This window comes from Mesorhizobium sp. WSM4871 (assembly GCF_055811295.1).
Window position 1 is genome coordinate 1 of record NZ_JBVVPU010000029.1, and the last position, 22,500, is coordinate 22,500.

Annotated in this window: 17 protein-coding genes, 1 tRNA gene, 2 rRNA genes and 1 pseudogene (1 of these 21 only partly in view); 3 read left to right on the plus strand and 18 right to left on the minus strand. The window is 60.4% G+C overall.

What is annotated here, in order from left to right:
* Positions 1–115: 115 nt before the first annotated feature.
* The 3 genes from AC0L2H_RS31585 to AC0L2H_RS31595 all read right to left on the minus strand — a co-directional run bounded on the left by AC0L2H_RS31585 (position 116) and on the right by AC0L2H_RS31595 (position 2,878).
* Positions 116–352 (minus strand): aldehyde dehydrogenase family protein, encoded by a 237-nt coding sequence (locus AC0L2H_RS31585; protein WP_473593626.1) that lies wholly within the window; start codon positions 350–352, stop codon positions 116–118.
* A gap of 69 nt (positions 353–421) precedes the next feature.
* Positions 422–1,624, minus strand: coding sequence for a 3-oxoadipyl-CoA thiolase (gene pcaF / locus AC0L2H_RS31590; protein WP_473593627.1), 1,203 nt, complete (start codon positions 1,622–1,624; stop codon positions 422–424).
* Positions 1,625–2,878 carry a CaiB/BaiF CoA transferase family protein gene (locus AC0L2H_RS31595; RefSeq protein ID WP_473593628.1) on the minus strand — a complete coding sequence of 418 codons (1,254 nt, stop codon included), beginning with the start codon at positions 2,876–2,878 and terminating at the stop codon, positions 1,625–1,627.
* A gap of 253 nt (positions 2,879–3,131) precedes the next feature.
* On the opposite strand from AC0L2H_RS31595, the gene AC0L2H_RS31600 reads away from it, so the two are divergent.
* The 3 genes from AC0L2H_RS31600 to AC0L2H_RS31610 all read left to right on the plus strand — a co-directional run bounded on the left by AC0L2H_RS31600 (position 3,132) and on the right by AC0L2H_RS31610 (position 7,040).
* The gene (locus AC0L2H_RS31600) at positions 3,132–3,935 is read left to right on the plus strand and encodes an IclR family transcriptional regulator (RefSeq protein WP_473593629.1); all 804 of its coding nucleotides are present in this window, start codon (positions 3,132–3,134) and stop codon (positions 3,933–3,935) included.
* 424 nt (positions 3,936–4,359) lie between these two features.
* On the plus strand, positions 4,360–5,661 hold the full coding sequence (locus tag AC0L2H_RS31605) for an LLM class flavin-dependent oxidoreductase (protein ID WP_473593630.1): 1,302 nt from the start codon (positions 4,360–4,362) through the stop codon (positions 5,659–5,661).
* Between the two features lie 80 nt (positions 5,662–5,741).
* Complete coding sequence (locus AC0L2H_RS31610; protein ID WP_473593631.1) at positions 5,742–7,040, plus strand: protoporphyrinogen/coproporphyrinogen oxidase; 1,299 nt, start codon at positions 5,742–5,744, stop codon at positions 7,038–7,040.
* Between the two features lie 19 nt (positions 7,041–7,059).
* Here the strand turns inward: AC0L2H_RS31610 and AC0L2H_RS31615 are convergent, their stop codons facing one another.
* From AC0L2H_RS31615 to AC0L2H_RS31685, 15 genes and pseudogenes are all read right to left on the minus strand, one after another.
* On the minus strand, positions 7,060–8,565 hold the full coding sequence (locus AC0L2H_RS31615; protein ID WP_473593632.1) for a class I adenylate-forming enzyme family protein: 1,506 nt from the start codon (positions 8,563–8,565) through the stop codon (positions 7,060–7,062).
* 50 nt (positions 8,566–8,615) lie between these two features.
* A complete protein-coding gene (locus AC0L2H_RS31620) occupies positions 8,616–8,825 on the minus strand; it encodes a PaaI family thioesterase (RefSeq protein ID WP_473593633.1) in 210 nt (69 codons plus the stop codon).
* Positions 8,822–9,034 carry a PaaI family thioesterase gene (locus AC0L2H_RS31625; protein WP_473593634.1) on the minus strand — a complete coding sequence of 71 codons (213 nt, stop codon included), beginning with the start codon at positions 9,032–9,034 and terminating at the stop codon, positions 8,822–8,824. The genes AC0L2H_RS31620 and AC0L2H_RS31625 overlap by 4 nt, the downstream gene beginning before the upstream one ends.
* Positions 9,031–10,155, minus strand: coding sequence for an acyl-CoA dehydrogenase family protein (locus AC0L2H_RS31630; protein WP_473593635.1), 1,125 nt, complete (start codon positions 10,153–10,155; stop codon positions 9,031–9,033). Before AC0L2H_RS31630 ends, AC0L2H_RS31625 begins: the two co-directional genes overlap by 4 nt.
* 1 nt (position 10,156) lies before the next feature.
* The gene (locus tag AC0L2H_RS31635; protein ID WP_473593636.1) at positions 10,157–11,353 is read right to left on the minus strand and encodes an acyl-CoA dehydrogenase family protein; all 1,197 of its coding nucleotides are present in this window, start codon (positions 11,351–11,353) and stop codon (positions 10,157–10,159) included.
* A 13-nt stretch (positions 11,354–11,366) separates the two neighbouring features.
* Positions 11,367–12,542 carry an acetyl-CoA C-acyltransferase gene (locus tag AC0L2H_RS31640; RefSeq protein WP_473593637.1) on the minus strand — a complete coding sequence of 392 codons (1,176 nt, stop codon included), beginning with the start codon at positions 12,540–12,542 and terminating at the stop codon, positions 11,367–11,369.
* Between the two features lie 7 nt (positions 12,543–12,549).
* Positions 12,550–14,658, minus strand: a complete 2,109-nt coding sequence (locus AC0L2H_RS31645; RefSeq protein WP_473593638.1) for a 3-hydroxyacyl-CoA dehydrogenase NAD-binding domain-containing protein — start codon at positions 14,656–14,658, stop codon at positions 12,550–12,552.
* Between the two features lie 318 nt (positions 14,659–14,976).
* Positions 14,977–16,092: an alanine racemase gene (gene alr, locus AC0L2H_RS31650; RefSeq protein ID WP_473593639.1), complete on the minus strand. Its 1,116-nt coding sequence runs from the start codon at positions 16,090–16,092 to the stop codon at positions 14,977–14,979.
* Between the two features lie 623 nt (positions 16,093–16,715).
* Positions 16,716–17,774, minus strand: a complete 1,059-nt coding sequence (locus tag AC0L2H_RS31655) for a phosphotransferase (protein WP_473593640.1) — start codon at positions 17,772–17,774, stop codon at positions 16,716–16,718.
* 6 nt (positions 17,775–17,780) lie between these two features.
* Entirely contained in the window at positions 17,781–18,536 is a 756-nt protein-coding gene (locus tag AC0L2H_RS31660; protein WP_473593641.1) for an SDR family NAD(P)-dependent oxidoreductase, read from the minus strand.
* Between the two features lie 11 nt (positions 18,537–18,547).
* A complete protein-coding gene (locus AC0L2H_RS31665; protein ID WP_473593642.1) occupies positions 18,548–19,750 on the minus strand; it encodes an acyl-CoA dehydrogenase family protein in 1,203 nt (400 codons plus the stop codon).
* A 171-nt stretch (positions 19,751–19,921) separates the two neighbouring features.
* Positions 19,922–20,044: pseudogene (locus tag AC0L2H_RS31670) on the minus strand (NAD-dependent succinate-semialdehyde dehydrogenase); the annotation flags it as partial.
* Positions 20,045–20,508: 464 nt separating this feature from the next.
* Positions 20,509–20,585: transfer RNA gene (locus AC0L2H_RS31675), tRNA-Met, on the minus strand.
* A 183-nt stretch (positions 20,586–20,768) separates the two neighbouring features.
* A 5S ribosomal RNA gene (gene rrf / locus AC0L2H_RS31680) occupies positions 20,769–20,883 on the minus strand.
* Between the two features lie 96 nt (positions 20,884–20,979).
* Positions 20,980–22,500 (minus strand): 23S ribosomal RNA (locus AC0L2H_RS31685); it runs 1,277 nt beyond the window's last position.

Below are 22,500 nucleotides of genomic sequence, written 5' to 3' on the forward strand. Positions count from 1 at the left end.
GGCAAGGATTTCTTCGGTGTGTTCGCCCAGACGCGGCGAGGGCCGCTCATAGACGAGCGGCGTGCCGGACATGACCAACGGCGCATCAGCCTCGCAGTTTCATCCACTCGCTCCCTCAAAAGCGCCGCTGCAGTCCGCATAACGCGGCACGCTCGAAGGCGGATGTTTTGCTCCAGACTTTGAAGCCGGCATCGGCGGCAGCTAGCGCTTCGTCAAGATCGCCTTGCGAAGCCTGAGCCACCCGGCCGATCTCTTGGTCGCTTGATGGATCCGTCACCGGAATCCAGCGACTTCTTTCTGCGATGCGCCACACGCCATTGATGAAAAGTTGGGAGTCGGGGTAGTTGCTCATGCGGAAAATCCTAATTGGCATCCAGGGCGCCGCATGGACCGCGGCGCTCGTTAAGACGAGGCGGCGTGCTTACGGTCGTTCGAGGATGAGTGCGATGCCCTGGCCAACGCCAACGCACATCGTGCAGAGCGCATAGCGCGCGTTACGGCGGTGGAGTTCGTGGGCAGCTGTCAGCGCCAGGCGCGCCCCCGATGCTCCGAGCGGATGGCCAACAGCGATGGCGCCGCCGTTCGGATTGACGTGCGCTGCGTCGTCCGGAAGCCCGAGGCCTCGGAGAACCGCAAGTCCCTGAGCGGCGAAAGCTTCATTGAGTTCGATGACATCCATCTGCGCGATCGTCAGACCGGTACGAGCAATAAGCTTCTTGACCGCCGGTATCGGACCGATGCCCATGACCCTCGGTTCGACGCCGGCCGCCGCCATCCCGACAATGCGCGCGAGCGGCTTCAACCCCTGCTCCGCCACAGCCGCATCCGAGGCGACCAATAAAGCCGCTGCTCCATCGTTGACGCCGGACGCGTTGCCGGCAGTAACGGAATGGTCGGAACCGTTTATGGGACGAAGCTTGGCGAGTTGCTCGTCGGTCGTGCCGAAGCGCGGATGTTCGTCCTTATCGAACGTGACCTCGCCTTTGCCCTGCTTCACCCGCACCGGCGCGATTTCAGCGCCGAAGCGGCCGGCCTCGACCGCCGCTTCCCAACGCTGCTGGCTGCGCAAAGCGAAGGCATCCTGATCCTGCCGTGAAACGCCATGGTCGGCCGCCACATTGTCGGCGGTCTGAGGCATTGAATCATCGCCATAGAGGCTCTTCATGCGCGGATTGACGAAGCGCCACCCAATCGTCGTATCGTGGATCTCGGCCGCGCGACCAAAGGCGGAGTCCGACTTCGGGATGACAAAAGGGGCTCGTGTCATATGTTCGACGCCGCCCGCCATCAGAAGTTCCGCTTCGCCGCTGCGCACGGCGCGCGCGGCGGAACCCAGCGCCTCGAGCCCCGACCCACAGAGCCGGTTGACAGTCACTCCTGGCACCGACACTGGTAAACCGGCGAGCAACGACGCCATACGGGCGACATTGCGGTTGTCTTCGCCGGCTTGGTTGACGCAGCCAAAGATGACATCCTCGATTAAAGCCGGATCCAAATCGGCGTGGCGCGCCATCAGAGCCGCGATCGGAATAGCTGCGAGATCGTCTGCCCGCACCGTCGCGAGTGATCCGCCATAGCGCCCGAACGGCGTGCGAATGCCGTCGACAAGCCAAGCTGTGCTCATTTATGAAACCCTTTCTTGCATGCTGACCTTTCTGGCGGCTTCGCCGTGGCATAGGATGACGCCGGCATCGCGCAGCCGGTCGATACGGGCCTCGTCATAGCCTAATACCGTCTCCAGCAAGGTTCGCGTATCTTCCCCCTGCAGAGGTGGCGCTTTCTGATCGCGCCCTCTTTGGCCCGCCAAGCCATGAGCCGGCCCTACCAAACGGACTTCACCGAGCACGGGATGATGGAGCGACTGGACGATTCCTCGCGCAGCGACGGTCGGCGTCTCAAGTGCCTGTGAAACTGAATGAACCGGACCAGCCGGAACGGAGGCATCGCGGCAGGCATCCAACCAGTGCTGGACGGGCTTGTAACGAAGCTCTTGGGCCAGGATATCCAAAAGCGCATCTCTGTTGAGCGCCCTTTGGTGGGCCGTGACGAAGCGTGGATCATCTGCCAGATCGCGTCGATCGATGACGCTGATGCAGAAATCCCGGAACATGCGGTCATTGCCGACGGCAAGCGCAAACGAACCATCCGTGCATTCGAAAAGCTGGTAGGGCACGACGCTAGGATGGGCATTGCCATACCGAAACCCGTCAACGCCGGCATTCAGATAGCCGGTCCCGACGTTGATGAGCATGTTTAACGTCGATTCGATCAGTGTGACATCGATGAACTGCCCCTTGCCGGTCTCCTGGCGTTGATAGAGAGCCGCCAACACCGATTGTGTGGCGAACATGCCGGCTACGACATCCGTAAACGCCACACCCAGCCTGTTGGGGGGGCCATCCGCGGCGCCCGTGATCGACATCAGGCCGCTTTCGGCTTGCATGATGAAATCATAGCCAGGCCGATCGCTTTCGGGACCCTCCTGGCCGTAACCAGATATTGAGCAATAGACGAGAGCCGGGTTGGTTCTGCTCAGCGTAGCGTAATCGAGTCCGAGACGCTTGACGGTGCCGGGGCGAAAGTTTTCGACCACGACATCCGCTTTGGCCGCCAGCTCAAGCATGATGGCGCGGCCTTCGCCCGACTTCAGGTCGACGGCTATGCTGTCCTTGCCGCGATTGGCGCATAGATAGTATGTACTTACGCCCTTGTAGCTTGGCACCGACCATGCGCGGGTGTCGTCCCCATCCAATACGTTCTCGACTTTCCAAACCGTCGCGCCAAGGTCGCCCAACGACATCGTGACCCACGGGCCCGCGAGTACCCGGCTGAGGTCGAGGACCTTGATGCCTTTGAGCGGAAGTCCCATACGCTTCATTATTAACCTCGTCCTTGTCAGCGTTGCTGGTTCCCGTGTGTCGCCACGTTCGCTTTTGAGCGGTTGTTCGTTGGATCGGCGATCCGGATGGCGAATGATCTTTCGGCCCATATTCGCCTCATCCGGAGAGCATTGCGTACGGACTCCATAGTTGACATCTAGCGTCAGCGTAGTCAATCTGTTGAAATTATATTCCAATAATGGTGTTTGTGAACTCGCTTAGTTCAATGCAGAAATTCCGCCTGGACCAAAGATGAGAAAACGGACAAAGCCTTCGAGCGACCTGGACACAAGCGAGGATGGCGGCGGAGCAAGTGCGCTCTTTAGAGGTCTCGATATCCTGCGCGCGTTCACACCGCATGATTCGACGCTTGGCAACCAGGACCTAATAGACCGGACTGGCATTCCCAAGGCTACGATTTCGCGCCTGACGCTGGCGCTCGTGAAAATGAGATATCTCGTCTATAACGAGAAATTGGGGCGCTACAGCATCGGCCCTTCTACCGTGTCGCTTGGGTATTCGGCGTTAAGTTCAATGCCGCTTGTGCGGGTAGCGCAGCCCATTCTGCAACGGCTTTCGGACAAGACGGGGGTATCGACCGCGATTGGTGGGCGCAGCGGCTTGGAAATGATTTATTTTGCCCACTGTCGAGCTTCGGGTCCCGTTTCTCTAAACTTGACGGTCGGATCCCAACTGCCGATTTGGCGCACGGCCATGGGGCTTACTTATATGGCCGCCATCGACTCCGTTGCGCGTGATGATCTGGTTGAGCGGCTAATCGAAAACGAGCCAGAATTTGCCAGCGCAATCGTAGAACGATTGGACGAAGCACTCGAAAGCTATGCTATGCGTGGCTACGTTTGCTCCCTTGGCTCTTGGTACAGCTATATCAACGCGATCGGCACTCCGTTCGTACCCACCGACGGCTCTCAGCTTGTCGTGCTGACCTGTGGGGGCATTTCGGATATCCTGCCGAGCGAAGCTTGTCTGGGCACGGTTGGCAAAGCCCTGCTCGAAGCTCGCGCAGATCTCCAGCATGTGCTTGAAAACGGGTGAGTTAACCAGCGCGTTCCACAACAAACGACGCTTCGATCGAAACTCGGGTTCGACGAGCAATTGGTGCAACCCACTTGGCACCCTTGGCGCAGATGCAGGTGCCTCTACGAGCGGTCGCGATCGAAATCCACTCAACGTCGCCTGCAAGCTGCAAGCCAAGCCCCAAACCGATGCCCGGTTCACCACCTCGAATCCAAGCGCATTCTCCGAACTGCGGCCCGGGCAGATTTGAGCTCCGCCGGACGACCAAGCGTCGCTTCAACTCGTTCAGACCGCCGACGTCGTGAGATTGCGATCAGTCGCAGCAAATCCGAATTTATGGAACTAAGTTTCAATATTTTGCTTTCTGGCTTGCGTTTTTACCGCTTAAGATTAGCATCTCCTACCATCCCGAAAGCGTAGAGGGGTGAGGATGGCGAAGGAAATGCATTTGGTCGGGTACTGTTGCGTCACCCCGACATGGCATCACAACGGAGCGTGGCGGCATTTCGAAAGCGATGCGATCGATGCTCTCAATCCCGAGCGATACGAGAATATGGCCCGTATTCTGGAGCGCGGGAAATTCGACGGCATGTTCTTCGTCGACGTGCAGATGATCGAAGAAACCTATGGCGGGAGCTTCGAGGCCAATTTACGCCAGCCCGGCCAAACGTGGCTCCTCGATCCGATGCAGGTCCTGGCCGGAATTGCGCGCATCACCTCGCGGCTCGGACTTGCCGCCACCATGTCGACTTCGCTTTATCCGCCGTTCCACATCGCCAAGGCGTTTGCCAGTCTCGATCACATCAGCGGCGGGCGCGCCGGTTGGAATGTGGTGACGTCCGCAAATGACAACGAGGCAAAGAATTTCGGTTTCGATCGGCTGCTTGAGAAGTCGGCCCGCTACGACCAGGGAGATGAAGTTCTGGAAGCCGCGCATGCTCTTTGGAACAGCTGGGAGCCCGACGCCTTCATCCTCGACCAAAAGAACGCGATTTACGCCGATCCCTCGAAGGTCCATCGCGTGAATTACGAGGGCAAATATGTCAAGGTGCGCGGTCCGCTGACGGTGCCGCACTCCCCGCAGGGTTCGCCTGTCATCATGCAGGCCGGTTCGTCGGCAAGGGGCCGCGAGTTTGCGGCGCGCTGGGCCGAAGTCATTTTCACCCTGCATGCTAGCAAGGGGCATATGCAGGACTTCTATCGCGACGTGAAAGGCCGGATGGCGCATTATGGGCGTGATCCCCAGCATTGCGCCATCCTTCCATCCATCGACGTCGTCATCGGGGAAACCGAGTCAATCGCGAAGGAAAAGGCGGACTATCTCAACTCCCTGGTGAGCCCTGAACTCGGCATCGTCGGCATTTCCAATTCCGTTGGCGTTGATCTCGCGGATTATCCCCGCGACAGGCCGCTTGGAGACATGGAGATCTCGCAAGGCCCGCGCGGCATGCTGGACGCTATCCTGCAGGGATCGCAGGGCAAGACCCTGTCGGACGCCGGGCGCCTGTGGGGCATCAGCCAGATGAATCCGCAACTCGTAGGAACGCCAGCGACCATCGCGGACCACATGCAGGAACTGTTCGAGGCCGAGGCTTGCGACGGGTTCATCATCTGCCCGTCGCTGACCCCGGCATCATACGTACAGTTCGTCGAAGGCGTTGTGCCGGAACTGCAGCGGCGCGGGATCTTTCGCAAGGACTACACCGGCGTCACCTTCCGCGACCATCTGAGAAGCGGCGCCTGACCGCCGGCGCGCGAGCTTTGCCGGGGCCCGCTTGAAGACGGGTTCCGGCTCACCGAGAGCCAGGCATCCACGGAGATTCCATGACCAAGTTTGATACGATTGTCGTCGGCGCCGGTATCGGCGGTTTGACCGCCGCGCTGAGGCTTCAGGACGCCGGCCAAAAGGTTCTCGTGCTGGAAGCGAGCGACCGGCCTGGCGGGCGCGTCATGCGTGTCGAGCGCAACGGCGATATGGCGGAGGCTGGAGCGCAGGGCATTCATTCCAACTACGATATGATGTTCGGTCTGATCGATCGCTTCGGGATGCGCGACAAGATGGTGCAAACCGTGGGCAGCGCGCAGCATTTCGACCGCAGCGGCGCGCCGCGGCTGGTGGCGAACAACGCTCATCTGGCGAGCCTGGTCGGCAAACGGGGAACGCTCGACCTTGCATGGTTCCGCACACGCTATTTCACGCTCGCCAAGAAATTTCCCCAGTTCGAATTGGTCCGAGACATCCCGCGCTACGACAATGTCAGCGCGGCCGAGGAGTTTCGCTGGGCGGGCCGCGACTTCTACGATTTCGTGATGCGGCCGATGACCTATGGCATGGCAAACTCCGTGCCCGAGGCGATCAGCCTTTACTATATCGTCAACGCTTTGCGCCTGAAGATGACCACGACAGTCTTCGGCTTGCGCGGCGGCAACGTCACGCTGCTCGAGGCAATGGCCGCGGCGCTGCCCGTACGTTACGACGCGCCGGTCAAGCGACTGTTGACCAGTCGGGGCGCTGCCGAGGGGGTCGAGCTCGAGGATGGAAGCTCGATCAAGGCTGATCAGGTCGTACTGGCTTGTACGGCCGGTGCGGCAGGTCGCATCCTGACCGACGATCACAAGCCTGCCAAGGATTTCCTGGGTTCCTTCACCCATACCCCATTCCAGCTTGTCTTCTTCTTCCTCGACCGTCCATTGCCGGCCAAGCTCTCCGCCTATCTTCGGCTGACCTACAGTCCGACAGTCTTCAACATGGCGCTAGACCATTCCACACGCGCACCGCATCTCGTTCCAAGCGGCAAGGCGATCATCTCGGCTTGGCCGGGATACCCACACGCCGTGGACATGGCCAAGTGGCCGGATGGCGACGTCATCGATCAGGCGCGGCGGGACTTGGATATGTTCTTTCCCGGGTTCGCGTCATGGATCGAGGAGGCCCGGGTCGTACGCCACCCATGGGGCCTCGCACGCTACGAGCCGGGGCTGCACCGCAGGGTCCTCGATTTCAAAAAGATGGCCGAAAATTTCCGAGGGCTGTCGTTTGCCGGGACGGACTACGACAGCATTCATATGGAAAGCGGTATCCGCAGCGGCCAGCGCGCGGCGAACCGCGCCTTGCAAAACTGAGCCGAAGTCTCGAAGCGATTTATGGCGCATTGCCGGACAGGCGTCCGGCAAATTCGTCCAAGAGCTTGTGTTTGAGGACTTTGCCAGACGGGGCGGACGGCAGCGACGTGGCTATAAGGATGCGCGTCGGCCGCTTGTAAGCCGTTAGCCGCTCTCCGGCGAAGGCCATTAACTCCTCCGGCGTCGTATCGCTTTCCTCGGCACATTGCACAAAAGCGATCACCTCCTCAGTGAGGTCGACGGCCCGGCCGACAACGGCGGTCTGGATGACTTTCGGGTGCTGGTTCAGCGCAGCCTCCACCTCGGGCGGATAGACGTTGAAGCCGCCACGGATGATCAATTCCTTCGATCGTCCAACGATGTGCAAGGAGCCGTTGTCGTCGATGCGGCCGAGATCGCCCGTCTTGAACCATCCGTCCGGCGTAAATGCGGCCTGCGTCGCTTCAGGATTGCGGTAATATCCCTTCATGACGTTGGGGCCGCGCACCAGCACCTCCCCGACGCCCGGCTCCGATCCGACCTGGGCTCGAATGCATACCCCGACACCCGGAAAGGGCGTGCCGACCGAAATGTCGCTTTCGCCGATCAGGCTGCGTGTAACCGTACATCCCGCCGTCGTCTCGGTGAGGCCATAGCCGTTCTGAAGCGGCAAGCCGTAGAAGTTCTCCGCTTTGGTTTTCCAACCGGGGTCGAGGGGAGCGGATCCCGAGAGCACATAGCGCAGCGTCGTCGCGCCCAGGCTTTCCTGTCCCCGTTCCTGGACATGATTCATCAGCGAGGCGTGCATCAGCGGCGCCCCAGGCACCATCGTCACCCCTTCGGCGATGGCCTGATGAAGCGCGGCGGGCGAGAAGCGCGGCGCCAGAACGGTCTCGGCGCCCGCGTGGGTGCAGGTCAGGATGGAGGCTAGACCGAAAACATGGCTGACAGGCAGAACGCCGTACATCCTGTCGGTATGGGTCATGCCCCGCACCGCCTTTGAAGAGATTGCGCATTGCACAAAGTTGTCGTGGGTCAGCATCACCCCTTTTGGGTCGCCGGTCGTGCCCGTGGTGTAAAGGAGGGCCGCAACGTCATCCAGTTCGCCGCCGCCCGGCTCGGTTGCCCGGAAGCATATGTCGAGGCGGCCTGCCGCCGTAAGGAACGGTTCGGCGCGCTCGGCCTGCGCATGCGAGGCGGCAGCCGGCGATATGTCCGGGCTGAACAGCATCATCGAGGGGTTCGCATGCCCGACAATGCGCTGCAGTTCACTTGTCGACATGCGGGCATTGACGGGAACCGCGATGGCGCCGACCCGGCTGATTGCGAAGATTGCGGCCGCGACCACGATGCTGTTCTCACCTACGAGCATGACACGGTCATTTGGCCGGACACCGGACTCTAGAAGTCGGCGGGCGATGTCCAGCGAGCCGTCCCGATAGTCGGGCCAGCTCAACCGGCGGCCAACCTCAGAGACAGCTATTCGTTGCGGATGCTGTTCGGCGCTCCAATCCTGCAACTCGTGAAACCGCCGGTACCGTGCCATAGATATCCCCGCTTTATGCAATGCTCTGTCCGTCGCGCCCTTGCAGGCGATTAGACTAACGGCTTGTGCCCTTGCAAAGCTACGTCTGAAACCCGTTTGAAGATGCCGGTCGTGCTCGCCACGATCGCTCCACCGTCAACCCGCATCTCTCCACGACAAAACATCAGGCTAAGCCCCCCGCCAATCACATCCGCCGTGGCGACTACCCGCTCCCCAACATGCGCAGGGGCATGAAATTGAGTATTCAGGGCGATGGTCATGAACGGCGCGCGACCGTTCGGTGACACGGTGAGCGAACAAGCCACCCCATTGCATTGTCCAACAACAGCGAAATGACGCCGCCGTGCAGCACGCCGTGGCGGTTGCCGTGGGATTCATTCACGTCCAGCGTGACACGGGCCCGGCCGTCGTCGAACTCGACGACGTATCCGATGGTCCGCTGCGCGCCGGTCTCGCCCTCGATTCTCATCGCGTGGCAGCCGAGAGCCGCATGAAACGTTCGAGATGCCAGTCGGCATCGCCAAATCTGTGCTCAACCATTGTCAGCCGTTTGGCAAGATGGCCCAGGGCGTACTCCATGGTCATGCCGATGCCGCCATGCATCTGGATCGACTCTTCGACGACGACACGCGCCACCCGACAGATAAGGTTCTTCGCCGCGCTGACATGGCGCTCCCGCTCGTCCCGCGGCGCATCGAGATGCGCACACAGATTGATGGCGGCGGAACGTGCCTGCTCGATCTCGACCAGCATATCGGCGATACGGTGCTGCAGCGCCTGGAAGGTGCCAATGGGCTTCCCGAACTGTTTGCGCGTGCGCAGATAGTCGAGCGTCAACCCTTTGATGCTTTCCATAAGTCCTACCGCCTCCGCGCACTGCGCGCCGGTAGCGCGCGCGTGCATCCGCTCAAGTTCCAAGAACGCGGCACCCGGTGCGCCGAGCCGAGCGCCCTCGGGAACGGCTACGTTCTCCAGGACCAGTTCGCCAGCGCGGCCGCCCGCTTGAAGTGGGTATGATCTCAGCGATAGGCCGGCAGCCGCCAGCGGGACGAGAAAGAGCGCAATGTCGTCCTCGCCGGCGACGCGCGCGCTGACGATTGCGTGCGCCGCCGCCGGAGCCGCCACTACCAGTGTCTTGGCTCCGTCGAGAACCCATTTGTCGTGTTGTCTGGCGGCTGTTGTCGTCACATGGTCGAGGTCGTAACGCGCGCCTTGTTCCGCATGCGCCAGCACAACGATCGAGCCTGCCAGAATGTCCGCGATGATTTCCTGCTGCTCGGTATTTCCAAGAGCCGCGATCAGGCCACCGGCCAGCACGCAGCTTTCAAGTAGCGGCTCGAAAACACCCGCGCGCCCGAATTCCTCGAAAACCGGAAACATGTCGAAAGCGTTGCCGCCGAAGCCGCCGAGTTGTTCGGGGAAGAAGGCGCCCGGCACACCGATCTCGATCAGCCCGGCCCAGAGCGATCTGGAGTGGCCCTCGAGGCTCTCCGTCGCCTGCGACAGGACGTCCGGCGAGACGTTGTCCGTCAGGAATCGGCGCAAACTGTCGCGAAGCATTCCGCGTTCTTCGGAGAGTTCGAAATTCATGTCAGAGCTCCAACGCAGATTTCGCTATGATCTGCTTCTGGACTTCGTTCGAGCCGCCGTAGATGGAAAGCTTGCGAAGGTTGAAGTAGGCCTGCGTGGCCGGCATCGCGTAGGCAGGGCCAACCGGGGAGGCGTTCGTGCCTTCCTCAGTCAGTTCGAAAATGAACGGTTGCGCATATGGACCTAAAGCTTGCCGGGTCAGGCGGCTGAGTTCCTGCCGTATGACGGTACCCTTCACCTTCAGGATCGAACTTTCCGCCCCCGGCGCGTGACCCGCGGCGACCTTGGCGATGACCCGCAGGTCTGTGGTCGCCATCGCCATCAAGTCGATTTCGAGCTGTGCCATCCGAGCCGCGAAGAACGGATTATCGATAAGCTTGCGGCCACCATCGTCTTCGATTGCCACTATTCGCTTGAGATTGGCCAGCGAAGCACGTGCCATCCCGACGCCGGCGAGGTTCGTGCGCTCGTGCGTGAGCAGGTACTTTGCATACGTCCAGCCCTGGTTTTCTTCGCCAATGAGGTTTTCCGCCGGCACCCGAACATTGTCGAACCAAACTTCGTTGACCTCCGCCTCGCCATCGAGAAGGACGATCGGACGGACGGTGACGCCCGCTGTCTTCATATCGACGAGGATGAAGGAGATGCCCTGCTGCGGTTTCCCTGTGCTTGAGGTTCGAACCAGGCAGAAAATCATGTTCGCGTGCTGCGCGAAGGTGGTCCAGGTCTTCTGCCCATCGATGACGTAGTGGTCACCGTCCCTTACGGCGGTGGTCTTGAGACTGGCGAGATCCGAGCCAGCGCCGGGCTCGGAGTAGCCCTGGCACCACCAGTCGCTTCCGTCCAGCATGCGCGGCAGCCAGAGGTCTTTCTGGCCCTGCGTACCGAATTTCTGCAGCAGTGGACCGAGCATGGCGAGGCCGAAGGGAATGATGCGAGGGGCATAGGCGCGAGAAGCCTCGTCCTCGAAGATGTGCCGCCTCACGGCATCCCAGCCTGGGCCGCCATATTCCTTGGGCCAGTTGACCGCGAGCCATCCGCGACGGCTGAGGATGGCCTGCCACTCTTCCTGGTCCTGCTTAGTCAGTCTCTGGCCGCAGGCGACCTTGGATGAAATCCGCTTCGGAAGGTTTTGGTCCAGAAACTGCCGCACCTCGTCGCGGAAGGCGAGTTCCTCTGGAGAATAGGCGAGATCCATCATCCGCTCCGGCTCAGAAAATCTCGAAAAGTCCGGCCGCACCCGCGCCGCCACCAATGCACATGGTAACGACTCCGAGCTTGGCGCCACGGCGGCGGCCTTCTATCAGCAGGTGCCCTGCAAGCCGGGCACCCGTCATGCCAAAGGGATGACCCAAGGCGATTGCGCCGCCATCGACATTCAGCTTCTCATTGTCAATTCCAAGCCGGTCTCGGCAGTACAAAACCTGTGAGGCGAAGGCTTCGTTGAGTTCCCAAAGGTCGATGTCGTCGACCTTGAGACCATGCCGCTCCAGCAGACGGGGCACCGCGAAAACCGGGCCAATGCCCATTTCATCCGGTTCGCAGCCAGCGACCGCGAAGCCGAGGAAGCGGCCAAGCGGCGCAAGCCCTTGCCGGGCTGCTTCGTCCTCCTCCAGCAAAACCATGGCCGCTGCGCCATCCGATAACTGGCTCGCGTTTCCCGCGGTCACGAAATGTCCGGGGCCGCGAACAGGCTCCAACGCTTCGACAGCCTGCAGCGTGGTGCCTGGACGATTGCACTCATCCTGAGAACCGGTCACCTCGACTTCGGAAACGGCGCCGGAAGCTTTGTCTGCGACCAGCTTGCGAACGACGATGGGCGCAATCTCTTCGCTCAGTCGGCCTTCAGATTGGGCCGACGCGCAGCGCGCCTGCGACTGGACGGCCAGCGCGTCTTGAGCGGCGCGGGAAATATTGTAGCGGCGTGCGACGATGTCGGCTGTTTCGATCATCGGCATGTAGATTTCCGGCTTGTTTGCCTTCAGCCATTCGTCGGCTTCCGGCCGCGGCGGCGGCTGGACGAGAGATATGCTCTCGACACCGCCGACAAGCACCCCGCGCGCGCCCTCGCGGTCGATCAAATGGGCGCCGGTCGCGATGGCTTGCAGGCCGGACGCGCAAAAACGGTTGACTGTTGTGCCGGCGACCGTAACGGGCAATCCGGCGCGCAGGACCGCCTGGCGGGCAACGTTCTTGCCGGTGACGTATTCGGGGAATCCACAACCCCAAACCGAATCTTCAAGCACGCTCGGATCGACGCCGGCTCGGTCCACTGCGGCACGGGCGGCATGTCCCGACAGCGTAACGCCATGGGTGATGTTGAAGCTGCCCCTGCCGGCTTTGCCTATCGCGGTGCGCGCTGTCGAAACGATGACGGCTTTCGTCATGGGATCCTCAACCGTTCAAGCTGGAAAACGTGGAGCGCTCGGCAACGAGCCGCTCCAGGAGCGGCGCGGGTTTCCAGAAATACGGATCATCCTTTTCCCAGTCCCTGATGTCGGAGAGCAAGCGTTCGAGCCCTTCCGCATCCGCCCAGTGCATCGGACCGCCGCGGTAACGCGGGAAGCCATAGCCGAACAGCATGACCGCATCGACATCGAGCGGGCGCGCGGCAATCTTCTCGTCGACCACTCGGGCGGCTTCATTGACCATTGCCGCCATGTAGCGGCGCGCGATCTCCCGGTCCGTGAAGGTTCTGGGCTGAATTCCGTGGGCATCCCGATATCGCTCGATGATGTTCTCGACTTCCTCATCGGGCACGCCGGGGCGGCCGCGCTCGGCATAGATGTAATAACCACGTCCGGTCTTCTGGCCGAGACGTCCCATCGTGTAGAGGTCATCCGCCCATCCCGGTACGATGTCGCGCGCATCCCGCGTCGGCGCCTTTCGCTGTCGGGTGAGATACCCGATGTCGAGACCGGCAAGATCGGCTACGGCGTAAGGGCCCATGGCAAAGCCGAAGTCGACCAGCGCCTTGTCCACCTGATAGGGACTGGCACCAGCCAGGACCACACGGTCCATGGCACCCCGAAAATGCGCCAGGATCCGATTGCCGATAAACCCATCGCAAACGCCGGAACGGACACAGATCTTGCCGAGCTTCTTCCCCACCGAAAAGGCAGTGGCGGTAACGTTCGGCAGGGTGGCGTCGGCGACCACGACCTCAAGCAACTTCATCAGGTGCGCCGGTGAGAAGAAATGCATGCCGATCACGTCACCTGGGCGCTTGGTGACGGATGCAATCTCATTGACATCGAGGTAAGACGTGTTGGTTGCAAGGATCGCGCCAGGCTTCATTACAGCATCAAGCTGCGCGAACACCTCCTTTTTCACGGGCATCGATTCGAAAACCGCCTCGACAACCAGATCCACGTCGGCCAGGCGACCATAGTCCGCCACACAATCGATGTGTCCTTCGCGGATTGCGGCCAGATCTCCCTCCGCGAGCTTACCGCGCTTAGCCGCCGAGACCAAATAGCCGTCGATCGTCTGGCGCGCCTTTTCGCTCGCGGCTTCGTCCCGCTCGACAAGAACAACCGAATACCCGGCAAGCAGCGCTGCCGTCGCAATGCCGGCACCCATCGTGCCGCCGCCGATAACCCCGATCCGAGACACGTCGCGCGGCTGGATCCCGGCAATTTCGGGAAGATTGGCAACCTTCCGTTCAAGGAAAAACGCGTGAATCAACCCCGCGCGCTGAGGGGTTTCCATCAGCATGGTGAAAAGGCGGCGTTCCTCTGCCAGCCCTTCCGTGAACGGCAACCGCGAAGCAGCCTCGATCGCATCGACGATTGCGAGCGGCGCAACGAGCCCGCGGGCGGTCTTGGAAAGCTTGGACCGAGCCGCCGAAATCGCTTCAGGATCGCCTGCTGGGGCAGGCATTTCGCTGACCCGGCGAGGTCCGGCGCCATCCTTGAGAAGCTCTCTGGCGTAGCCGATTCCGGCCGAGCGCACGTCGCCCTCCCCGATCCGGTCGATTAGGCCAAGTTCCAGCGCCTGGGATTCCGAAACGGGCGCCCCGGGAATGATGAAATCCATCGCCTTGGCCAGACCGATCAGGCGCGAAACGCGCTGCGTGCCGCCCGCTCCGGGCAAAAGCCCGAGCGTCACTTCGGGAAGGCCTAGCCGCGTCCCCGGCATGGCCAGCCGATAGTGGCAGCCGAGCGAAAGCTCGACGCCGCCGCCGAGACTTACAGAATGCATAGCGGCGACGACCGGCTTTCGGCAGGCCTCGACGTGGTTGATCAGATCCGGCAGCCTCGGCATCATAGGAGGCTTTCCGAACTCATTGATATCGGCCCCGCCGACAAACATGCGTCCGGCGCCGACAATCACGGCTATGGCAGCCCCGTTGTCGTCGGAAAACCGATCGATCGATGCCCAGAGCCTGGACCGGACCTCATAGCCTAGAGCGTTGACCGGCCCATTGCGAATCGTAATGACTGCGACATTACCTTCTAGCGCGTAGTTCACAACTTCGCCCGACTGCGCCGTACTGTCCATTGTCGCTCTCCAGAACACAAAAATGATATCATGGAATTTAATTCCATTGCACGTATTTTTTGCAATAGCCGGTTTTCAAGGTTGGAACAATGCCGGTCGATCAAGGTAACTCGCAGTGCCATGTGGCGTTGCAGTTTTACCGGCGAGCATGCCGAGCCTAGCTTGCTATGGCCCAGTCACCCATGGCGTCAGACGAAACCACCTCCCGGCATCCGCAACCCCTCCTACGCTCCTGGACACCCTGCCTGAATCGGCCACATCGGCTCGACCGGGAGAGTCCGCTACTCTAGTTGCGATCTCTTCGGCGTCCCCTTTTGTTCAGGAAACGAACAACCGCCGGCACCCGCGACCAAGGGCGATGATTGCTTCGTGCTCGTTCGTGCCGGCATGTTCCGCCAGTTGACGATAGGAGATTGTGGATCCGACGATCTCGACGACCGCGCCCTCATGCACGAGCCCCGGATCAATAGCGGTCACGTCGATGGAAGTCAGGTCCATGGAGACGCGACCGATCACGGGAACGACATGACCACCGATCGCGACTGCGCCCCTGTTGCTGTTGGCCCGGCCGTAGCCGTTCGCGTAGCCGATCGCCAAGAGCGCGACACGACGCGCAGCGGGAGCGCGCCAGGTCGACGAATAGCCGACAGGATCGCCTTTGCCTAGCTTTCGGACCTGGACGACGCTGGCCAGAACCGTGGCGGGTTGTTCGACGGGACTGTCTTCCTCTGGAAGAGGATTGATCCCGAAGGTCGACTTGCCGGGCCTGACGAGATCCCCATGGAACTCATCGCCGAGAAAAAGGCCACAAGAGTTGGCGACGGACAGAGGCGCTGGCGGCAACCCGCGCACGGCATCGCGGAGGCGCGCGACCTGCAGCCGGCAAAGTTCGAGGTCGACATCGTCCGCGGCGGCGAAGTGCGTCATGTACGCCTGAACGGAGAACGCGGGCAGAAGATAGCGCGCCGCATCAATATCGCGATCCGAGAGACCAAGGCGATTCATTGCGGTGTCGATGTGAACAAATATGGGAAGCGCCGTTCCCGACCTCAGAGTAAAATCCGCGGCAGCCTCAAGCTGTGGCAGCGAATTGACGACCGGCATGATACGGTGGCGGGCGGCTTCGTCGAGCAACCCCGCACCTATTCCATCTAGGACCGCTATGTGAGGTTCGTCCCCAAGCTCCCGGCGAAGCGAAAGGCCGTCTTCGAAACGGGCGCAGAAAAACAGGTCGGCTCCCACATCGACAAGCGCCGATGCCGACGCCAGCATTCCATGACCATAGCCGTCGCCTTTGACAACAGCAGCGCACTTGCCCGCGGTCTTGGCCTTTAGCTTGAGGAAATTGCGCTGCACTGCGGCTGTGTTCACCATCATGACTGGTTCGGACCGCAATATCTCCAAGGCCTCGTGGGGAAGTTTGGTCAAATCCATGGCTCGCCAACACCGTATCTTCGCCAGATGCTTGGCCTTCGGATTTGCCATGCGAGTGGCGTTTCGTCAACCATTTCGGAAATAAATTCCATTTATGAGGCGTGGTTCTTGCAGGAGACATTCCCCCGAAGCGAAATGTTAAGGTGCGGCTGCGTGGGACTAGGCAATTGCCAATGATGTGGACTTCGATGCCGATGCCCTCGACTTCTCTTTCTGGTTCAAGGTTGGCATCTTATCCCAGGGAGACAATCAACGTGTCGGCGTTCTCGTTCACGATCGGCGCGTCGGCGAGAACTGATTGAAGTTGACAGTACCCGAATCCGCTGCAAACAGGCGCGCATTCGGAATGACCTCAACCGCGGCGTTGAACAGACTTCCAAGCGTTGAATCGCGGACTTAGCGCGGGACGAAATCGCCAGGCTGCGACGCCGAGACGACCAGTGTGACATGGTTGCCGTCGGCCGCGAGCTTTTCCGCCACGCCCATTCCAGCTATCTCCGAGGACGCTTGCTGTAAATCGTAGAACTCAACCGAAGCCGCGCCGTAAACTCGTCTCGCTGCTCAGCGAGCGATCCCAAACGCAGGCTCCGTTGTCTTGATCCCGACGTACCTACCGGGGCTCATTAACGGTCGTGCCGCGCGATTGCTTGGCCGATCTCCGCGAGCGCGCCCGCCCGCTTTGAAACGCTAAGAGCATTGGCGTTGCTCGCATTGCCAATCAAGGCACGAGCCATCACCCCATGCAGAATGGCCGACAGGCGGAAGAAGGAAAGAGCAAGGAAGACCGGCCATTCTGGCCCGACCGACCGCCCCGTCAGCGCGCAGTAGCGCTGAATGATCTCGGCCTCGGTCGGAATCCCAAGCGAACCTAGGTCGACGCCGTTCATGCCCCGTCCCCCCTCCAAGGCGACGTCAACGTGATAAGACATGCAGAAATAGGCGAGGTCGCTCAACGGGTGGCCTAGCGTCGAGAGCTCCCAGTCGAAAACCGCCGCCACAGCTGGCCGGTCTGGCTCAAAGCAGAGATTGCCCATTCGATAGTCACCATGTGCGATCGCCAGGTCTTCCGGCACGTCCTGGCGTTCGCGAAGCCAATCCGCGAGCCAGGCCAGAGCCGGAAGCTCACCGGCCGCCTTCGACGATTGATACTGCTTCGTCCAACGCGTCACCTGGCGCGCGACGTACCCTTCGCGTGGTCCGTAATCGCCGAGACCGACCGCTTCGATGTCGACGCGGTGGAGGCACGCTAAGGTCTCGACCGCGGCATAATGCAACGCGTTCCGCTCGATCGGCGCGGAGTCGGGCATCAGCGGATGATCGAAGAAGTGCCCTTGCACATAGTCCATGACGTAGAAGGGCGTGCCGATCACGGCGTCGTCCTCGCACAAAACGTGGACACACGGCACAGGCACGGCACTGCCCCGCAACGAATAAAGGACGCGGTACTCACGCTCCACTTTGTGGGCTTTTGGAAGCAGCTGCCCGGGGGGTTTCTTGCGCAGGACGAGCTTTCTGTCGCCCGACTGCAGCAGAAAGGTCGGATTGGATTGCCCGCCCTGAAACTGCCGTATCGTGAACGGGCAATTGAATTCAGGAAGCGCCTTGCCAAGCCAGCCGGCAAGAGCCTCTTCGTCGAAGCGATGCGCCGACAGGACAGGAAGAAGCGCGGGCTCTTGCGACATGACTGTCTAGCTTATGGTTTCGCCGCCATCGGCCACCAACGTCTGGCCGGTGATGTAGGCGGATGCCGGGCTGGCGAGAAAATGGATGATACCAGCAATGTCTTCCGGCTGCCCGAAACGCCGCAGCGGGGTCCGGACCTCCATCTGGGCACGCCGGACAGGGTCCTCGACCAGCTGGCGTGCGAAGTCGGTCTTGACGATTCCGGGCGCGATGGCGTTTACACGGATCCCGCGCGGCCCCCATTCCACCGCAAGGTTTCGCGCCAAGGCGGTTTCGGCCGCCTTCGACATACCGTAGATGCCGATCGTTCCCGTGCCGCGCAGCCCGGCAATGGACGAAAGCAGAACTACCGAGCCGCCGCCGCGCTCGGCCATTCCGGGCAGAAGCAGGCTGCACAGCCAAAGCGAACTCTGCACGTTGACCGACATAACTTTCGCAAAGACATCGTCGGTCACTGTGGAAAGCGGCCCGTACACAGGGTTGGTTGCAGCATTGCAGACGAGAATATCGACCCCGCCCCACCGGTCCTCGATAGCGCTCACCAGCCGTTCGACATGGTCCTTGCTGCCGACATGGCAAGCCCAAGCCATCGCCTCGCCGCCAGCGTCGGCGATCTGCCGGGACACCTCGTCGCAGGCCTCCTGCTTGCGGCTCGAGACCACCACCCTTGCGCCCGATCGCGCAAGCTGCAAAGCGGCAGCCTTGCCGATTCCGCGCGAAGCGCCGGTGATGAGTGCAACCTTGCCAGCGACGTCAAACATATCTAGCCCGCTCACCGGTAAGCCCGCAATTCGATCTTCGCGATTGCCTCGCGATGAACCTCGTCAGGCCCGTCGACGATCCGCAGGACGCGCGCTCGTGCATAAGCGTAGGCGAGGAATGTGTCCTGCGAGACGCCGGCCGCGCCATGCGCCTGAATCGCACGGTCAATAACGTTGCAGGCCATTTCGGGCGCCACCACCTTGATCATTGCGATCTCGCGCCGCGCTGCCTTGTTGCCGACCGTGTCCATCATATGCGCGGCCTTGAGCGTCAGCAGGCGGGTGGTCTCGATCTCGCAGCGCGAACGCGCGATGAGCTGGCGAATGTGACCCTGTTCCGAAAGCGTCTTGCCAAAGGCGTGGCGCGAGGAAATGCGCCGACACATTGTCTCCAGGGCCCGCTCCGCCAGACCGATAGCACGCATGCAGTGATGGATGCGCCCAGGCCCGAGCCGTCCTTGGGCTATCTCGAAGCCCCGGCCCTCGCCAAGAAGAATGTTCGAAGCCGGAACCCTAACATCCACGAATGATATCTCAGCATGGCCATGCGGCGCATCATCGTAGCCAAACACGGACAGCGCCCGCTCGACGGTCACGCCCGGCGCATCGAGCGGAACTAGGATCATCGATTGCTGCTGATGCTTCGGAGCGGCGGCATCCGTGCGACCCATGACGATCGCCACCTTGCAGCGCGCGTCAATCCCGCCGCTGCTCCACCATTTGCGACCGTTGACGACATAATGGTCGCCATCGCGAAGGATTTCGGTCTGTATGTTTGTCGCATCCGACGATGCGACGGCCGGCTCAGTCATCGAGAAGCACGACCTGATTTTGCCATCCAGGAGCGGTTCCAGCCACTGCTTCTTCTGATCGTCCCTGCCATAAAGGATCAACGTCTCCATGTTGCCCGTGTCGGGAGCGGAGCAATTGAAGACTTCTGACGCAAATGGCGACCGACCCATCACCTCGCAGAAATGCGCATAGTCCAGGTTGCTCAGGCTGCCTCCATGGCCGTGCCGGGGAAGGAACAGATTCCAGAGGCCCTGCGACCTCGCCTTTTCCTTCAGCGACGCCATGACCGCCGGCTCCGACCAGCGGTCGCCTTGGACACCTAGCTGTTCGTCGTACAACGCCTCATTGGGATAGACGTGATCCAGCATGAACTGCTGGAGCTTATCCATCAACGGCTGCAATTCAGGACGCAATTCGAACATGGCGGTCCCTCGCGTTCCCGCAGAAAGATGACGGGACGAGAACATGAGCCCGCAGCGGATTTCAGACCTCCTTCAGCGCGCTGGCTGCGCTTTTTGAAGCCTATGGAGCTTCATAATCGACACCATTGTGATCAGCAAGCCAAAAGTCCAAATGCCGGAATTAAATTCCGTTTTCGTATGAGTGAATGGCGCTGCGGGGTCAGACACGAGACCGCGATTCAGCCCGACCATGCCGCTGTCCATTTGTTCCGACACGCGCATGCCGCGCGCCAGATCTCGGGTGTAGACGAACGAAACCTGCTCGCCGGCTCCGCCAAGACGACATCTCTCATCGATCGATCAGCAGACGCACCGGCTTCGCAGCGCTCTGGACAGCGCGCAACTGTCGCTGACCCCTTTCAAGCCGCACTACGACGCGATCACTGGCCTGAAGAAGCACATGGCGAGACGATGAACCTGCTCATGGATTGGCCGATAGATTACGAGCGCACACAGCGCCGCTGTCAGGCCCCGGCCTGCCGCCGTCGATCTCTTCGTTGCCTTCCTCAAGGAGTCAAAAAGAGCTAGCATTGTGAATTCATGGCTTCGTTGACGCGCTCTGCGAGAGGTGCGTTCACCATCTGAGAGTCCCCGCTACGCTCACTTCTTCCGCCACAAGACCGACGAGCCTACCGATTGGAGCGGTCAAGGCATACGCAGCTCAAAAACGCGAAAACCGCCCCGGTTAGACCGGGACGGTTATTGATTTATGATAGAATTGGTTGCGGGGACAGGATTTGAACCTGTGACCTTCAGGTTATGAGCCTGACGAGCTACCGGGCTGCTCCACCCCGCGTCAACCTTAGAAGTAAGCCTAAACTTACCGGATTCAAGCCGCCGCCAAATGAAAAGGCCGCTTTCGCGGCCCAAAATCCCGTTTGGCGGGCCTAAGCGTAAGGAGAAGATTTTCTTCACATCGGCCCAAAATCGTTTTCGATTTTGGAAAGTACGATGTGACGATCGAACGTGCGTTTGGCAGACCTGGCAGCGACCTACTCTCCCGCGTCTTGAGACGAAGTACCATCAGCGCTGGAGCGTTTCACGGCCGAGTTCGGAATGGGATCGGGTGCAGCCGCTCCGCCATAACCACCAGGTCGGCAAAACGCACGTTGTTCGAGAAGCTGTTTTCTGTGCCATCCATTCCAGCGCAATCCAGCGGATTGTCGCCTCAATGGGCATAAGGAATGAGAACGATCAAGCCGATCGAACTATTAGTACCGGTAAGCTTCAAGCGTTGCCGCTCTTCCACACCCGGCCTATCAACGTGGTCGTCTTCCACGGTTCTCAGGGAATACTCGTTTTAAGGTGGGTTTCCCGCTTAGATGCCTTCAGCGGTTATCCCGTCCGGATATAGCTACCCTGCTATGCGGCTGGCGCCACAACAGGTCCACCAGAGATCCGTCCATCCCGGTCCTCTCGTACTAGGGACAGATCCTTTCAATATTCCTACACCCACGGCAGATAGGGACCGAACTGTCTCACGACGTTCTGAACCCAACTCACGTACCGCTTTAAATGGCGAACAGCCATACCCTTGGGACCTGCTCCAGCCCCAGGATGCGATGAGTCGACATCGAGGTGCCAAACAACCCCGTCGATATGGACTCTTGGGGGTCATCAGCCTGTTATCCCCGGCGTACCTTTTATCCGTTGAGCGATGGCCCTTCCACGCGGGACCACCGGATCACTATGACCGACTTTCGTCTCTGCTCGACTTGTCAGTCTCGCAGTCAGGCAGGCTTATGCCATTGCACTCAGCGAACGATTTCCGACCGTTCTGAGCCCACCATCGCGCGCCTCCGTTACTCTTTAGGAGGCGACCGCCCCAGTCAAACTACCCACCATACATTGTCCCGGACCCGGATAACGGGCCGCGGTTAGACATCCATAGTAATAAGGGTGGTATTTCAAGGGTGGCTCCACCTGAGCTGGCGCCCAGGTTTCAAAGCCTACCACCTATCCTACACATGCCACTACGAATGCCAATGTAAAGCTATAGTAAAGGTGCACGGGGTCTTTCCGTCTAACCGCAGGAACCCCGCATCTTCACGGGGAATTCAATTTCACTGAGTCTATGCTGGAGACAGCGGGGAAGTCGTTACGCCATTCGTGCAGGTCGGAACTTACCCGACAAGGAATTTCGCTACCTTAGGACCGTTATAGTTACGGCCGCCGTTTACTGGGGCTTCGATTCAGAGCTTGCACCCCTCCTCTTAACCTTCCAGCACCGGGCAGGCGTCAGACCCTATACGTCGTCTTGCGACTTCGCAGAGCCCTGTGTTTTTGATAAACAGTCGCTACCCCCTGGTCTGTGCCACCCTCCTCTGCTTGCGCAGAAAAGGGTCACGCTTCTTCCGAAGTTACGCGTGCAATTTGCCGAGTTCCTTCAGCATAGTTCTCTCAAGCGCCTTGGTATACTCTACCAGACCACCAGTGTCGGTTTCGGGTACGGTCTATAAGGAGGAGCTATTTCCTGGAACCACGCAGCAGCCCTTTCAATCCGATAAGATTGGACTACCTCAATGATCCGTCACTACCTCCAGGCCCACGAATATTAACGTGGTTCCCATCGACTACGCGTTTCCGCCTCGTCTTAGGGGCCGGCTAACCCTGCTCAGATTAACTTTAAGCAGGAACCCTTGGTCTTTCGGCGGGGGAGTCTCTCACTCCCCTTACGTTACTCATGTCAGCATTCGCACTTCTGATACCTC